16 protein-coding genes are annotated in these 15,598 nt (G+C 63.1%); 7 read left to right on the plus strand and 9 right to left on the minus strand.

The annotated features are described in order from the left end of the window. Positions 1-243 precede the first annotated feature (243 nt). The gene (locus tag AQZ50_RS12725) at positions 244-945 is read left to right on the plus strand and encodes a class I SAM-dependent methyltransferase (protein WP_197412477.1); all 702 of its coding nucleotides are present in this window, start codon (positions 244-246) and stop codon (positions 943-945) included. Positions 946-1,012: 67 nt separating this feature from the next. Beyond that, the gene (locus AQZ50_RS12730) at positions 1,013-1,879 is read left to right on the plus strand and encodes a class I SAM-dependent methyltransferase (protein WP_067746841.1); all 867 of its coding nucleotides are present in this window, start codon (positions 1,013-1,015) and stop codon (positions 1,877-1,879) included. Here the strand turns inward: AQZ50_RS12730 and AQZ50_RS12735 are convergent. The 6 genes from AQZ50_RS12735 to AQZ50_RS12760 form a co-directional block, all read right to left on the minus strand. Then, positions 1,865-2,293: a group II truncated hemoglobin gene (locus AQZ50_RS12735; protein WP_067746919.1), complete on the minus strand. Its 429-nt coding sequence runs from the start codon at positions 2,291-2,293 to the stop codon at positions 1,865-1,867. The genes AQZ50_RS12730 and AQZ50_RS12735 overlap by 15 nt on opposite strands. Further along, entirely contained in the window at positions 2,290-2,712 is a 423-nt protein-coding gene (trxC, locus tag AQZ50_RS12740) for a thioredoxin TrxC (RefSeq protein WP_067746842.1), read from the minus strand. The genes AQZ50_RS12735 and trxC overlap by 4 nt, the downstream gene beginning before the upstream one ends. Positions 2,713-3,037: 325 nt before the next feature. Next, the gene (locus tag AQZ50_RS12745) at positions 3,038-3,382 is read right to left on the minus strand and encodes an ArsR/SmtB family transcription factor (protein WP_067746843.1); all 345 of its coding nucleotides are present in this window, start codon (positions 3,380-3,382) and stop codon (positions 3,038-3,040) included. Then, complete coding sequence (locus AQZ50_RS12750; RefSeq protein ID WP_067746844.1) at positions 3,379-6,594, minus strand: efflux RND transporter permease subunit; 3,216 nt, start codon at positions 6,592-6,594, stop codon at positions 3,379-3,381. Before AQZ50_RS12750 ends, AQZ50_RS12745 begins: the two co-directional genes overlap by 4 nt. Further along, positions 6,591-7,595 (minus strand): efflux RND transporter periplasmic adaptor subunit, encoded by a 1,005-nt coding sequence (locus tag AQZ50_RS12755; RefSeq protein ID WP_067746920.1) that lies wholly within the window; start codon positions 7,593-7,595, stop codon positions 6,591-6,593. The genes AQZ50_RS12750 and AQZ50_RS12755 overlap by 4 nt, the downstream gene beginning before the upstream one ends. 31 nt (positions 7,596-7,626) lie before the next feature. Next, a complete protein-coding gene (locus tag AQZ50_RS12760; RefSeq protein ID WP_067746845.1) occupies positions 7,627-7,965 on the minus strand; it encodes a rhodanese-like domain-containing protein in 339 nt (112 codons plus the stop codon). Positions 7,966-8,117: 152 nt separating this feature from the next. Between AQZ50_RS12760 and AQZ50_RS12765 the strand changes: the two genes are divergently transcribed. From AQZ50_RS12765 to AQZ50_RS12785, 5 genes are read left to right on the plus strand one after another with little or no spacing between them, the layout of a single operon-like run. After that, positions 8,118-9,413, plus strand: coding sequence for an NAD(P)/FAD-dependent oxidoreductase (locus AQZ50_RS12765; protein ID WP_067746846.1), 1,296 nt, complete (start codon positions 8,118-8,120; stop codon positions 9,411-9,413). Then, on the plus strand, positions 9,413-9,616 hold the full coding sequence (locus AQZ50_RS12770) for a YgaP family membrane protein (RefSeq protein WP_067746921.1): 204 nt from the start codon (positions 9,413-9,415) through the stop codon (positions 9,614-9,616). Before AQZ50_RS12765 ends, AQZ50_RS12770 begins: the two co-directional genes overlap by 1 nt. 10 nt (positions 9,617-9,626) lie before the next feature. Beyond that, positions 9,627-10,904, plus strand: a complete 1,278-nt coding sequence (locus tag AQZ50_RS12775) for a TolC family protein (protein ID WP_067746847.1) — start codon at positions 9,627-9,629, stop codon at positions 10,902-10,904. Next, complete coding sequence (locus AQZ50_RS12780; protein WP_067746848.1) at positions 10,901-11,812, plus strand: MBL fold metallo-hydrolase; 912 nt, start codon at positions 10,901-10,903, stop codon at positions 11,810-11,812. The genes AQZ50_RS12775 and AQZ50_RS12780 overlap by 4 nt, the downstream gene beginning before the upstream one ends. A gap of 2 nt (positions 11,813-11,814) precedes the next feature. Beyond that, positions 11,815-12,597, plus strand: a complete 783-nt coding sequence (locus tag AQZ50_RS12785; protein WP_067746849.1) for a sulfite exporter TauE/SafE family protein — start codon at positions 11,815-11,817, stop codon at positions 12,595-12,597. A gap of 116 nt (positions 12,598-12,713) precedes the next feature. On the opposite strand, the gene cydX is transcribed toward AQZ50_RS12785, so the two are convergent. From cydX to AQZ50_RS12795, 3 genes are read right to left on the minus strand one after another with little or no spacing between them, the layout of a single operon-like run. Further along, positions 12,714-12,824, minus strand: coding sequence for a cytochrome bd-I oxidase subunit CydX (gene cydX / locus AQZ50_RS20110; protein ID WP_082703634.1), 111 nt, complete (start codon positions 12,822-12,824; stop codon positions 12,714-12,716). A 15-nt stretch (positions 12,825-12,839) separates the two neighbouring features. Continuing rightward, complete coding sequence (cydB, locus tag AQZ50_RS12790) at positions 12,840-13,988, minus strand: cytochrome d ubiquinol oxidase subunit II (protein ID WP_067746850.1); 1,149 nt, start codon at positions 13,986-13,988, stop codon at positions 12,840-12,842. A 12-nt stretch (positions 13,989-14,000) separates the two neighbouring features. Then, positions 14,001-15,566 (minus strand): cytochrome ubiquinol oxidase subunit I, encoded by a 1,566-nt coding sequence (locus AQZ50_RS12795; protein ID WP_067746851.1) that lies wholly within the window; start codon positions 15,564-15,566, stop codon positions 14,001-14,003. Between the last annotated feature and the right edge of the window lie 32 nt (positions 15,567-15,598).

The following is a 15,598-nucleotide window of genomic DNA, read 5'->3' on the forward strand; positions in this document are numbered from 1 at the left end:
GAATATTCCAATTGCTGTGCCTGCCATGCCATGTCCCTGCGTCGCAGCTCGACAGAACAGGGTGTACCTCAGTCATCCATGCCAGACGCCACCTGCGACCATAGTAAAAAATATTTAAGCTGCCTGCCTCCCGGCACACGCTGACACAGCGCAAAATATCGGCCATTGCGTCTCGGACGCTTTTGCATTCCGCCATTCATGAGAAAGGCCCGAACAATGATATCCGTGAAGGGAGAAGCAGGTTTGGCATTGGAGCGGAAAAGCCTGGGCGAGCTGCCCGATTTTGCTGCGGTATGCCGAATGGTGGACGTCGCAGGACTAAGCCTGGTGGATGTCGGTTGCGGACCGGCCATCGCGTCGCGCGAACTGGTCGCTCGCGGTGCCACCGTGCTCGGCGTCGAGCCCGATCCGGTGCAGGCCGGCAAGAACCGGGCGGCCAATCCGGTGACCGGCCTGACACTGATCGAAGCTCGGGCAGAAAGCCTGCCCGTGGAAAGTGCCTCGGTCGATGGCGTGCTGTTTTTCCGCTCGCTCCATCATGTACCCATCGATGCCATGGACACCGCACTTGCCGAAGCCGCGCGCATTCTCAAACCGGATGGATTCCTCTGCGTGGTCGAGCCCGGCATGGCCGGCAGCCATTTTGCGGTCATGCGCCCCTTCAACGATGAGACCCGGGTACGAACCGAAGCGCAAGCCGCGCTCACCCGCACTGCTCGAAGCCTGTTCCGAGACGCGACCGGCTTTTGCTTCGACCAGTATCCGCGCTATGCCTCCTTCGAGGCGATGGTCGCCCGCGTGACGGGACTGACTTTCAACGCCACCACCCGCGATCAGGTCGAGACAGATGAAGTGCGAGCCTTGTTCGAGACTGGCCGCACGCCTGAAGGCGATTATGTTTTTGAGCAGCCGATGCTGATGGATCTTTATCGTGGGCTTGCCTGAACTGCCACCTTCCATATTAGTACCTTCGCATATACGCAGAGACTCTTCCGCCAGAAAGGACCTCTCGATGCCCGACACTTCCCCCCATTCTCCCGAAGCCATAACCATGGAAGACTGGGCGGGCGAAATGGGCGAACGCTGGCTGGCCAATCTCAAGGGGTTTGAAAGCACGATCGCTCCTGTGGGCGAAGCCCTGCTGACCCACGCCGGCTATCGCCCCGGCGAACGGGTGCTCGACATCGGCTTTGGCGGGGGCGCGACCAGTCTGGCTATCGCCCGCGCCGTGGCCCCCGGCGGCGAGGTGCTGGGGATCGACATTTCACCCGATCTGGTCGCCGCGACCACCCGCCGGGCCGCGACCGAAGGTGTAACCAATGCACGCTTCGTGTGTGCCGACGCCGCCCATGTGATTGTGCCGGATGCGCCTTATGATCGTTTGTGTTCGCGCTTTGGCAGCATGTTCTTTGCCGATCCGTTTGGTGCATTCGCCAATCTGCGCAAGGCGCTGAAGCCGGGTGGACGGATCGATCTGGCCGTCTGGGCGCCGCCGCGGGACAATCCCTGGATGAGCGCTGCCGTGGCGCTGGCGCGGCGCCATATCGATCTGCCTGCATCGATACCTGGCGCACCTGGCCCATTTGCCTTTGACGATCCCGCCTATCTGAACGCCATCCTGACAAAAGCCGGCTTTCACGCGGTGAATTGTGTGCCGATCACCGGCCTGCTTCCGGTTGGCGGGCCGGGCAGCACGCCCGAAACCGCGCTGACCTTTGCCCGCAACGCCTTGTCGACCGGCCGGGTGCTGCTTGAATATCCCGACAGCGTTCAGCAAGCGGTGGCGAGCGAACTGCGCGAACTCTACGCCCATCATGACCGCCCCGGCGAGGGGGTCATGATGGGCTACGCCGCATGGCTGGTATCAGCACGGGCCTGAGCGGGCGGCGGGCTGGTTGGCCATGTGCCAACCCAGCCCGTCGATCTTTTCCAGAATGCCGTCCGCGACCGGCGATGGCGGCACGATCTCATGCCACGCCTGGTGAAAGCACAACAGCCAACCCTCGACTTCGATCGATCCGATCGGGGCCATGAAATGGCGGCTCCTGAGCCGTGGGTGGCCGTATTTCTCGGTGTAGAGCGGCGGGCCGCCCAGCCAGCCGGTCAGGTATTCGAACAGTTTCTCCTCCGCGCGCACCAGTGACGGCGGATGCACCGCCCGACAGGCAGCCGCCTCAGGCAGGATGTCCATCAACGCATAGAAGCGAGCGACCAGCGCGCGGACCATCGTCTCGCCACCAAGCACGTCATAGGGTGATTTCTGCGGTGTGTGCGGTGTGTTGGTCACGGTCATGCCCACGTCCATTCAACGATGCGGCGGGCGTCCATCGCCCCCGACACGCGCTTCACTTCGCGTCCACCGGCAAACAGCGCCAGCGTGGGGATCGAACGAATGCCATGCGCGCCGGCCAGCGCCTGCTCTTGTTCGGTATCCACCTTGAGCAGACGCGCCTGTGGCTCCAGCATGCGGGCGGCCTGGTCGAACGCAGGCGCCATCGCCTTGCACGGGCCGCACCACGGCGCCCAGAAATCGACCAGTACCGGCAAAGTGCCTTTGCCGATATGCGCTGCAAAAGCAGTGCCGCCCGCCGTCAGCGGATGGCCGGTGAACAGTGGTTGGTGGCATTTGCCGCAGTTGGGCGCCTCTGCCAGCCGTTCCGGTGGCACCCGGTTGCCCGCCAGGCAGTGCGGGCAAACGACGATTTCGCTCATGATTTCCTCCGACGGCCAGCGCCGCTCAATGACGACCACAGCCGCCGCTAGTGGATTGTTTTTGACATTTGCATCCCGCCATCCGGATAGCACGGCCGCAAATATCAAAAACGGAAAATCAACTAGAATCAAATGTTTCTAGTGGTCCAAAAAGATTCTGACATTTGCGCACCACCTAGCCGAGAGCGGTAGCAAATGTCAGAATCGGACCACTAGGCGGCACTATCAAGTATTCGGAAGCAGACCTTGCTCGTCATAAGAGTTCCCGGAACTCGAGCGTCCATGATGTGGCCGGCCACAACCACGCATAATCCACAAGATTGCGCTAGGCCGATAACTGCGACGGACACGATCTCGTGGCCATATCGCCGCCATAACAAAGACCACACAGGGCATGGATGATGCCCGATACCACGCGATCCTTCAGGCTGTACCAGCGGATGTTTGCCTCGATCCGCACCGAAACCGCATCTTCGGCGCGCAGCAGGGCCAAGTGCTGCGACACGCCCGATTGCGACAACCCGGTCAGCGCGACCAGTTCGTTGACGCTGACTTCGCTCTCATCCATCCGACACAGCATCAACAGGCGCTCGGGATGGCTCATCACTTTCAGGCGTTGCGCCATATATCCGGCATTGGCCTTCAACTCGGTCAGGTCGGCGGGTTTCATGATGCCTCCACAGATAGTGGCACGCCATCGTCGCGCAAGACAACATAGATCGCGGGGATCACCAGCAGCGTCAGCAAAGTGGACGAGGCCAGGCCAAACAGCAGCGAGATCGCCAGTCCCTGAAAGATCGGATCGGTCAGGATCACGCTGGCGCCGATCATGGCCGCCGCTGCGGTCAGCGCGATGGGCTTGACGCGGATGCGCCCGGCCTCGAGCAGCACCGCACGCAACGGTTTGCCCGGGGTGCTGGCATGGCGGATGAAATCGACCAGCAGGATCGAATTGCGCACGATGATGCCCGCCAGCGCGATAAAGCCGATCATGCTGGTGGCGGTAAACGGCGCGCCGAACAGCATGTGGCCGATAACGATGCCGATCAGCGTCAGCGGCACCGGCGTCAGGATCACCAGCGGCAGTTTGAACGAGCCGAACTGCCCGACCACCAGCACATAGATCGCGAGCAAGGCAACCATGAAGGCCCCGCCCATGTCGCGGAAGGTAACCCACGTGATTTCCCATTCGCCATCCCACAACAGGCTGGCATGGCTTTCATCGTCAGGCTGGCCGTGGAGCAGGATCACGGGCTTGGCCAGGCCTTTGCCCGCCCAATCATAGGCATCGATCGCCTGATCGACCGCCAGCATGCCATAGATCGGCGCTTCATAGCGCCCGGCAAGATCAGCCATGACCATTGTCGCACCGCGCCCATCGCGCCGGAACATGGCCTGCCCGCCCAGTTCGCTGTGCGCATCGACCAGCGCACCCAGGCTCAGCAATTGCCCGGAGGGCGCCATCGCGACAGGCGTTGCCGCCAGGTCGCCACTCCACTGCCGCTGGCTCTGGTCAAGCCCGAACACGATCGGCAAAGGATCGCGATCGGCGCCGCGCGGCGCATAGCCGAGCGTCTGCGTCCCCATCAAAGCGCCGATACTGTCCAGCACTTGCCGTTCGCTGACGCCATATTGGTCGAGCTTGCTGCGGTCAGGCACCAACCGCAACGTGGGCACGGCATGGCCAAACGAATTGTCGGTATCGACGATGAACGGCACCGATTTGAAGATCTGTTCCACCGCCAGCGCGGTCTTTTGGCGCGTCGCCTCGTCCGGGCCATAGATTTCAGCCAGCAGCGTTGCCAGCACCGGCGGTCCGGGCGGGGTTTCCACGACTTTGATTACGCCGCCTTCCGGCAGGGCGATCCCCTTCAGCCGCTCGCGCAAGTCGACCGCAATGGCGTGGCTCGACCGGCTGCGGTCACCCATGGGCTTGAGGCTGACCATGACATCGCCGAGATTGGGCGCGGCGCGCAGGAAATAATGGCGCACCAGACCGTTGAAGTTGAACGGCGCGGCGGTGCCGGCGTAGCTTTCCATCGCGGTGACTTCGGGCATCTGCCGCGCGACGGCCGACGCCGCCTCCAACACGCGCGAGGTGCCTTCAAGGCTGGTGCCGACGGGCATGTCGACCACCAGTTGCACTTCGCTCTTGTTGTCAAACGGTAGCAGCTTCACCACCACCGCCTTGAAATAGAACATGCTGCACGCAACCAGCGTGGCAACCCCGACACCGATCAGAAAACCGCGCGCGCTGGCACGGGTGGCGATCACGCGTGAGGCATACCGGGCATAGATTGCGCCCAGCCGACCGCCACCGGCCATTTCGTGGTCGTGCCCGGTCAGCGCCTTGCGCGCAAAGCGGATCATCAGCCAGGGCGCAATGATCACCGCGACAAAGAAGCTGAACACCATCGCCGCCGAGGCATTGATCGGAATGGGCGCCATATAGGGGCCCATCAGTCCCGACACGAACAGCATCGGCAGAAGCGCCGCAACCACCGTCAGCGTGGCGATGATCGTGGGATTGCCGACTTCGGCGACCGCCTCGATCGCGGCCTGCTGCCGGCTGCGGCCATCGCGCATCGCCCAATGGCGAGCGATGTTCTCGATCATCACGATCGCGTCATCGACCAGGATGCCGATCGAGAAGATCAGCGCGAACAGGCTGACCCGGTTGATCGAAAAACCCATGATGCGCGAGGCGAACATCGTCAGCATGATCGTGGTGGGGATGACGATCGCGGTCACCCCGGCTTCGCGCCAGCCAATCGCAAAACCGATCAGGATGACGATAGACACCGTGGCGAGCGCCAGGTGGAAGATCAGCTCGTTCGCCTTGTCGTCCGCCGACTGGCCGTAATTGCGCGTGACGTTGACGGCCACGCCCGCCGGGACCAGTGAGCCCTTCAACGCTTCGACCCGGGCGATCACCGCCTGCGAGACATTGACCGCGTTGGCGCCGTTGCGCTTGGCCACGGCGATGGACACCGCAGGGGCAGAGGTCCAGCCATGCTGCGCGTCCCTTGCCCAGCGCCAACTGCGCGCCTGATCCTGAGTCGCGCCGGTCACGACTTGCGCGACATCACCCAGCTGCACCGGTGCGCCGCCAGCTGAACGCACGGTCAGCGCGCGCACTTCGTCGGCGCTGGTCAACGACCGGCCAGCGGTCACCGCCATGGCGGCGCCGTTTTCGCGCACCGTGCCGCCGGGAAAGCTGCGCCCGGCCTGACCGATCGCATCCATGACAGCAGACAGCGGCACGCGGGCAGCTGCCAGGCGCGCGGGATCGGGGATCACGCGGATGGCGTCCTGCTGGCCGCCGGTGATGAAGGTAATGCCGACATCATCCACTTTTGCGACTTCGCTGCGCAGCTTGGTCGCCAGTTCGAAAAGCGTGCGGTCATCCCATTGCCCGACCGCGCCCGGTTTGGGGGTCAGCGTCAAGACCACGATCGGCACATCGGATATGCCGCGCGTGGTGATCTGCGGCGGAGCAATCCCGACCGGAATCCTGTCGACGTTGGCCTTGATCTTTTCGTCGATGCGGGTTGCTGCGGCTTCCGGATTGGACCCGACGACAAACCGCGCGGTCACGAGCACGCCATTGTCCTGCGCCTGGGTATAGACATGCTCGACGCCATCGACCGATTTGACGATCGTTTCGAGCGGCTTGGCGGCCAGCTCGATCGCATCGGGCGCCGAAAGGCCGGGGGTGGCCACGCGGATATCGACCATCGGCACGCTGATCTGCGGTTCTTCCTCGCGCGGGATGGTGATCGTGGCGATCAGCCCGACCATGATCGCCGCCAGCAAAAACAGCGGCGTCAGCGGAGAAGCGATGGTGGCGCGCGTGATGCGGCCCGAAATGCCCAGATTCATTGCCCGCCACCTGCAAGGGTATCGCCGACATTCACGCCGGAAAGAATCTCGATATTGCCGCCCTGCGCCGGCGCTGTCTGCACCGGCACGCGCATCGCGGTGCCGTCATGCGCCACCACAGTCACGGTATCGAGCCCAAAGCGTGTGGTCACAAACTGCTTGGGCACCAACATCGCATGGTGCGTCCCTGCGGCCACACGAGCGGACATGCGCCGATCGATCAACCGGGCATCCAGTCCCGGGACAGCCACATCGGCAGAAACCTGCCCAGCCTGCACAGCGGGATAGACGCGGGTCACCGTGCCCTCATTGGCAAGGCCGTCGACCTGTACCTTTGCACCCGGCAGCACTTTGGCAGCCAGGCCTTCAGGCAAATCAAGCCGCAGCAGCACCGGGCCGGAAGTCACCACCGCAATCACCATGCCCGGCGTGACCGGCGCACCGGCGGGCACATCGGCGCGCAGCACGCGACCGTCGGACGGCGCCACCACCGCGCCCTGCCCGGCCATCGCATTGACCGAAGACTGTTGCGCCCGCGCCGCCTGTACTTGCGCCCCGGCCGCATTGGCCGCGGCTTCGACTTGTTCGAGCCGTGCCTTGGCATAGACGCCGTTCTGGTAAAGGAAACGCACACGGTCCAGCTCCGCCTTCGCCTGACTGGCCTGAGCCCCGGCCGCAGCCGCCTGAGCACCGTAAGCGCTCGCCTGAAAGCCCAGTTGCGTGTCGGTGATCCGTCCGATGGCCTGTCCCCGGCGGACGCTATCGCCAGCCCGTACCGACAGGCTGGAAAGTATGCCCGGAATCCGCGCAAGCACCTGGGCCTGATCGCGCGTCGTCACTTGGGCGGAAACGCTTTGCCAATCGGGCGCATCGCTCATTGCCACGGTCATGCGCGGGCCGGAAGGCGCCTTTGCCGGCACCTCCGGTTGCTTGTCGCTGCCGCATCCGGCCAGTGCCACCACCCCGGTCAGCAATGCTGCCAGAACCACGCCCTTGCGCATCACGCCTCTCCTGCCGTCTTGATGTTATGGTTCAGCGCTCGATCGGCAGGCCGGCCGACTTCCATGCGCCGAACCCGCCCGCCAGATGGGTGTCAACAGCGGCCTGCGCCGTGACACATTTGTCGAGCGCCGTAGCGGACCGTTTGCCGCCAAGGCAATTGAGCACCAGGGTCTTGCCCTTGGGATCGGGCAGTTTGCTGGCCTGAAAGGTCGACAACGGCATGTTGATCGCGCCCGGAATATGCCCGGCGGCAAATTCATCCACTTCGCGCACATCGACCACCAGCGCTTGTTGCGCCTTGATCATTGCGTTGAGCGCATCAGCACCAATCTCGCGGTGTTTCACCGATTTTCCAAAACCAAAGACCATCGCTGCAGATCCCTTTCAATGCGGACGGCGCCACCCTCTAAAATCATCACTTGCTTATATGCGGCGTAAGTCATATTAGTCAAGCGCGATTCAGGAACGCTGCGCGAATCTATCGTGACCGTGCCTAATGAAAACCTGAGGGAGAGTAGTCCATGTCATTGCCCCGGATCATTGTCCTTGGCGCCGGCCTTGGCGGAACGATTGCAGCCTATGAACTCCGCGAGGCGACCAAAGGGCGCGCGGATGTCATGGTGGTGTCCGATACCGACGATTACTGGTTTGTCCCGTCGAACCCGTGGGTCGCGGTGCGTTGGCGCGAGCCGGATGCCATTCGTGTTCACTTGCCCCCGGTCATGAAAAAGCGCGGTATCGGCTTTACCAATGTGGGCTGCACCCGCGTTCATCCGACGGAAAATCGCCTCGATCTGGGCGATGGCAGCAGCATGACCTATGATTATCTGGTCATCGCCACCGGGCCCGAACTGGCCTTTGACGAGATCAAGGGCCTGGGCCCCGACGGACACACCGTTTCGGTCTGTCGCACCGATCACGCCAGCCACGCCGCCGATGAATTCGATGCCTTTTGCGCCAATCCGCGCCCGATCGTGGTCGGCGCAGCGCAGGGCGCATCGTGCTTTGGCCCGGCCTACGAATTTGCGCTGATCCTCGACACCGAGCTGCGCCGCCGCAAAATCCGCGACCAGGTGCCGATGACGTTTGTCACCTCGGAACCCTATGTCGGCCACCTGGGGCTCGACGGCGTTGGTGACACCAAGGGTTTGCTCGAAAGCGAAATGCGCAACCGCCACATCAAATGGGTGACCAACGCGCGTATCACCAGCGTCGATGACGGCATGATGCATGTCGAGGAAGTGGCCGAGGATGGCGCGGTAAAAAAGACCCACGACCTGCCGTTCGGCTATTCGATGATCCTGCCGGCGTTCCGCGGAATCAAGGCGGTGTTCGGGGTCGAAGGCCTGACCAACCCGCGCGGGTTCATTCTGGCCGACAAGTACCAGCGCAATCCCAATTTCAAGAACATCTATTCGCTGGGCGTGTGCGTCGCCATTCCGCCGATCGGGCCGACCCCGGTGCCGGTGGGCGTGCCCAAGACCGGGTTCATGATCGAATCCATGGTGACGGCCGTCGCGCACAATCTCGCAGCGGAACTCGATGGCAAGCAACCGACCGACATCCCCAGCTGGAATGCCGTGTGCCTTGCGGATTTCGGCGACGGCGGCGTGGCATTTGTCGCCCAGCCGCAGATCCCGCCGCGCAATGTCAACTGGTCGAGCCACGGCAAATGGGTCCACCTCGCCAAAGTCGGCTTCGAAAAGTACTTCCTGCGCAAAGTCCGGATGGGCACCAGCGAGCCGGCCTATGAAAAGCTCGCGCTGCAAATCTTGGGCATCAGCAAGCTGAAGGCAACCACGAAAGGAGCTTCATGATGACGCTTGATTCCGCCGTTATGCGTTTTGCCGGTGTTGTTGTTCTGGGCAGCGCTCTTGCTGCACATTTCATCAATCCCGCCTGGATCTGGTTGACCCTGTTTGCCGGCGCCAACATGTTTCAGGCGAGCTTTACCCGCTTTTGCCCTGCCGCCATCGTGTTCAAGGCGCTGGGTGTCAGGCCCGGCAACACCTTCAAGTAAGGATACCGTGATGCGCTGCTGGTGCCTTGCCCGACTTCGCCCCCTTGCGCCCTTGCCCTTCCTGCTGCTGGCGCATTCGGCCAGCGCACAGGATCTGACCACCGCCATCAGCGATGCGCTGGGCCACGCGCCTGCGCTGGCCGAGGCGCAATCGGACGAAGCGCTCGCCAGCGCAAAACTCGACGCTGCCCGGGCTGAAGGGCATCCGCTGGTGTCGGTGCAAGGCCAGGTCGGCGCAGGCCGGATCGACAACGGCGGCTTTTTTGGCTTTACCGCGCAAAATGTCACGCCGCTGGCGGTGCAGGCAGGGGCCGAAATGCCGCTCTATGCCGGGGGCCGGGTAGCCGCCGCGATCGATCAGGCGCATGGCGGGGTAGACATGGCCAGACTGGGGCTGGCCGATGCGCGGGCGCGCACTATCGTTTCGGCCGTCGCGGCTTATGCTGAAGTGCTGACCGCGCGCCGGATCGAGGCGCGGTTTCGCCACTTGACGAGCGAACTGACCGAAGTCGAACGTCAGGCCGGCTTACGCTTCAAGACCGGCGAAATCCCGGCCTCAGAGCTTGCCGCCGCCACGGCTCGCCGTGCCGAAGGCGATGCCGGTCTGGCCGGCGCCGAAGGCCGAAGGATCAGCGCCGAAGCGCAGTTTCGCCGCCTGACCGGCCATGATGCCGGGGCGCTTGCTCCCCTGCCCGCCTTGCCGGCAACACCGCCGACACTCGATGAAGCGGTCGATTCTGCGCATCAGGCCAATCCGGCGCTGGCGCAGGCCGAAAAGGGCATCGACATCGCCCGCGCTGGCGTGCGCGCAGCCAAAGCCGAAAGCCTGCCGACGATCGGCGCCTTTGCCGAAGCGACCCGCACCCGCGACCAGTTCTTCCCCGGATACCAGGCCGATGCGTTCGCAGTGGGCATTCGCGGCCACTGGACGCTGTGGGCGGGCGGGCGGACCAATGCCAAAATTCACGAGGCCGATGCCACGCTGGACGGCAGCGAGGCGCGCGCCCGCGATGCCCGCGACAGCGTCGACAGCGCAGTGATCACGGCGTGGACGGGCCTTGCCACGGCCGGGCACATGGTGGCTGCCACCGCTGCACGTTCCGCAGCCGCAGCCGAAGCCTTGCGTTCGACCCAGTTGGAAGCGAAAGTCGGCGCCAAGCCCACGCTGGCGGTGCTCGATGCCGAACGCGAGGCCATGGCCGCCGAAGCTGCCATGATCGAGGCCGAGGGCCAGCGGCTGATCGCCGCCTGGCAGCTCAACGCGCTGACCGGCGCACTGTCGCCATGACCGACCACGCGCTCGCCCGCGCCCAAACCATCATCGGTTCAGGCGGCACCCCGATCGTGCGGAGCTTCTTCGACGAGGCCACGTTCACCGCCACGCATGTCGTGCACGACCCAGTCAGCCGTCAGGCTGCGGTGATCGACCCTGTGCTCGATTTCGACCCGGCCTCGGGCCGCACCGGCACTGTCGCTGCCGAAGCGGTTGCGGCCTATGTCGAGGCGCTCGATCTGACCGTGGCCATGCTGATGGAAACCCATGCCCATGCCGATCATCTGTCGGCGGCGACCTGGTTGCAGGCGAGGCTGGGTGGCCAGGTCGTGATCGGGCGCGATATCGTCACAGTGCAGAAGACCTTCGGCGATCTGTTCAACGAACCCGCCGGCTTTGCGCGCGACGGTTCGCAGTTCGACCTCCTGATCGGCGATGGTGACAGCCTTGCCCTGGGCATGATTGCGGGCGTTGCGCTCCATGTGCCGGGGCATACCCCGGCCTGTATGGCCTATGTCATCGGCGACGCGCTGTTTGTCGGCGATACGTTGTTCATGCCGGACTATGGCACCGCCCGTGCCGATTTTCCCGGCGGAGAAGCGGCGATGCTGTTCCGGTCGATCCGCCGGCTGATGCAGCTTCCCGCTGCAACGCGGGTGTTCCTGTGCCACGATTACGGCGCGCCCGGTCGCGATCACTTCGTCTGGGAAACCACCATCGGCGACGAACGGGCGCACAACATCCATGTTCACGAAGGCATCGGTGAAGTTGATTTTGTCACGATGCGCCAGGCCCGCGACGCGACGCTGTCCATGCCGCGCCTGATGCTGCCTGCGGTACAGGTGAACATGCGCGCAGGGCACCTGCCCGATGCCGAGGCCAACGGCGTCAGTTATCTCAAGCTTCCGGTCAACCTGCTCTGATCATGAACCTGCTGCATGCCGTGCTGTCGCTGCTGAGCGGAGGTCTGGTCGGCTTTACGCTGGGTCTGTTGGGCGGCGGCGGGTCGGTCCTGGCGGTGCCGTTGATGGTTTACGTCGTCGGCGTGCGAAATCCGCATCTGGCCATCGGCACCAGCGCCTTTGCGGTGGCCGTCAACGCCATGGCGGGGCTGGCGGGACATGCGCGCGGGCGTAACGTCAACTGGCCGATCGGCGCAGCGTTTGCCCTGGCCGGTGTGATCGGCGCGCTGGCCGGATCGAGTCTGGGCAAGGCGATCAATGGCCAGCGGCTGCTGTTTCTGTTTGCCCTGCTGATGATCGTGGTCGCAGCGGCAATGTTCCGATCGCGCAGCGCTAGCGGAATTGACGGCGTGACCTGCCATCGCGGCAACCTGCCACGCGTGCTCGGCTTTGGCTTTGCGACGGGATGTCTTTCCGGATTTTTCGGCATCGGCGGGGGATTTCTGATCGTGCCCGCGCTGATCGCGGCGACATCCCTGCCAATCTATCAGGCCATTGGCACATCGCTGGTCGCGGTCAGCGCGTTCGGCCTGACCACGGCTGCGAATTACGCCGCTTCGGGCCTGGTCGACTGGTCTCTGGCCGGCACGTTCATCGCAGGCGGGATGGGCGGCACCGTGCTGGGCACTGCTGCCTCGCGGCGTCTTTCTGCCCGCAAGGGGCAGCTCAACATGCTGTTCGCGGCCGGCATCGTGCTGGTGGCGATCTATATGCTTTACCGCAGTTGGGCGGCGCTGTCCGCTTAGCTTTACCAAAAACGAAACCCCCACAGATCCCAAGCGGACTTGCGGGGGTTTCGCTGTGCACCAAGGCCTTGGGGGCGGCACCTCTGGAAGGTCAGTCCCGCCCCTTGTCAGGCCACTCAAATCGCCGGATCGTCATCGATCGGCGAATTGAACTCGTGCCACAGCCCGTTGATAACGCCGAACGACACGGCCAGGCCCAGCCCCAGAACCCATGAAAAGTACCACATGACTGTTTGTCCTTATCAATAGAAATCGGGGCTGGTGCGGACGTCGGCCAGGGTGATCCTGCCCGCCAGCACTTTCATGACCCACGCTGTGTAGATCAGCACGATCGGCAGAAACACGACCGTCACCAGCAGCATGATGAACAGCGTCAGATGGCTGGAGGATGCATTCCACACAGTCAGGCTCGACCGGGGATCGATCGAACTGGGCAGGATGAAAGGAAACATCGACAAGCCGACCGTGGCGATCGTGCCCACGATTGCCAGTGCAGAGCCGACAAAGTTCACCACGCCCTTGCGTGACAAAATCCCGATCAGCGCCAGCATCGGCCCGATCAGCCCCAACGCCGGGGCGATCAGCATCCAGGGATGGGCGGCATAGTTATCGAGCCACGCGCCCGGCATTGCGACAGAGCCCGACATCAAGGGATTGGATGGCCCTGACGCGTCCACGACGCCGACCAGACGCATGCCCATGCCGCTCTTGGCCACCATCAGGCCGCCCGCAGCAAACAACACGATCGCAGCGATCCCGGCGGCAAAACCGATCCGCCGAGCCCGAACCAGAACCGGTCCGTCCTCGATCTTGAGCGCCAACCAGCCAGCGCCATGCAGCGCCAGCATGGCCACCGACAACACGCCGGTCAGCAGCGTAAAGGGCGTAAACAGGCCCAGCAGCGAACCTTCGTAAGTCATGCGCAAATCGCTGTCGAAGCGGAACGGCGCGCCGACCAGGACATTGCCGACCGCCACGCCGAAGACCAGCGCAGGGACCAGTCCGCTGACAAACAGTGCCCAGTCCCACCGCGCGCGCCACGCCGGATCGGCATGCTTGGAACGGTATTTGAACGCCACCGGCCGCAGGATCAGCGCCGCCAACACCAGGAACATGGCGAGGTAAAAGCCCGAAAAGCTGACCGCATAGACAAACGGCCAGGCGGCAAAGATCGCCCCGCCGCCCAGGATGAACCACACTTGGTGGCCCTCCCAATGCGGCGCGATAGCGTTGATGGTCAGCCGGCGCTCTTCATCATCGTGCGCCACAAACGGCAGCAGCGAGGCAACGCCCAGGTCATAGCCATCGGTCAGCGAAAAGCCGATCAGCAGCACGCCCAACAGCACCCACCAAATCAGGCGCAAGGTTTCATAATCGAGAGGGATATGCATCTGTCTGCTCCCTTATTCGGCGGGGATTGCGGCAAACGCCGACATGGCTGTGGGAGCCGGCTGGTGATGTTCGATCGGTCCCTTCCGGATCGAGGCGATCATCAATCGGACCTCGATCACCGCCAGCGTGCCATAGAGCGCGGTAAAGCCCACGATAGTCGTCCAGATCTGTGCGATCGTCAGCGACGAAACGCCCAGGAACGTCGGCAACACCCCGTCGACCGACCATGGCTGACGCCCGATTTCGGCAAGCACCCAGCCACTCTCGATCGCCAGCCACGGCAGCGGGATCATCAACACCGCCAGCTTGAGGAACCACCGCTTGGAAAAGTGGCAGGCCGACGCACAATAGAAGGCCATGGCGAAGTAGGCGATGAAACCAAAACCGAGTCCGGCCATGCCGCGGAACAGCCAGAACATCACCGGCACATTGGGCACGGTGTCGGATGCCGCCTTCAGGATCTTGGCATCGCTCGCCTGACGCGGATCGGCCACGTAGCGCTTGACCAGCAAGGCAAAGCCGATGTCGCGCTTGTGCGCTTCGAACGCTGCGCGCGCGGTCAGGTCGGTGCTGTTCAGTTTCAGCTTCTGGACAGCGTCATAGCCGATAATGCCGCTATGAATCCGTTGATCGGCCTGCAGCACAAGATCATTGATCCCGGTCACTTCGCCGGTCAGGCTGCGCGTACCGATCAACCCCAGTACGTAGGGCACCTTGATCTCGTAAAGCGTCTGCTTGGTCGCAAGATCGGGCAGGCCGAACAAGGTCAGGCCGGCGGGCGCCGGTTCCGTCTTCCACATCGCCTCGATCGCGGCCATTTTCATCTTCTGGTTGTCGGAAACGGTATAACCGCTCTCGTCACCGAGCACGACCACCGACAGCGAAGAGGCCAGACCGAACGCGGCAGCCACCATCATCGAACGGCGCGCGACATTGGTCCACTTGCCCTGCAGCAGGTAAATGGCCGAAACGCCCATCACGAACGTCGCCGCACAGACATAGCCGGCACTGACGGTATGGACGAATTTGGCCTGCGCCACCGGGTTGAACAGCACGGCTGAAAAGTCGGTCACTTCCATGCGCATCGTCAACGGATTGAAGCTGGCGCCGACCGGGTTTTGCATCCAGCCGTTGGCGATCAGGATCCATAGCGCCGACAGATTGGAACCAAGCGCAACCATGAAGGTGACGAACAGGTGCTGCACCCGGCCAAGCCGATCCCAGCCAAAGAACATCAAACCGACAAACGTGGCTTCGAGGAAAAATGCCATCAACCCTTCGATCGCCAATGGCGCACCAAAGATATCACCGACATAATGAGCGTAATAGGCCCAGTTGGTGCCAAATTCGAATTCCATGGTCAGGCCCGTGGCCACACCGAGGACAAAATTGATACCGAAGAGCTTGCCCCAGAACCTGGTGGTCACGCGCCAGATCGGGCGCTTGGTGATCACATAGATGCTCTCCATGATCACCAGCATGAAGGACAAGCCAAGCGTCAGAGGCACGAAAAGAAAATGGTACATCGCTGTCAGTGCAAACTGCAGCCTTGAAAGTTCGACAATCGCCATATCCATCGGACATGCTCCTATGGGTGCACACGCCAATC

Source organism: Novosphingobium sp. Fuku2-ISO-50, assembly GCF_001519055.1.
In the GTDB taxonomy this organism is placed as follows: domain Bacteria; phylum Pseudomonadota; class Alphaproteobacteria; order Sphingomonadales; family Sphingomonadaceae; genus Novosphingobium.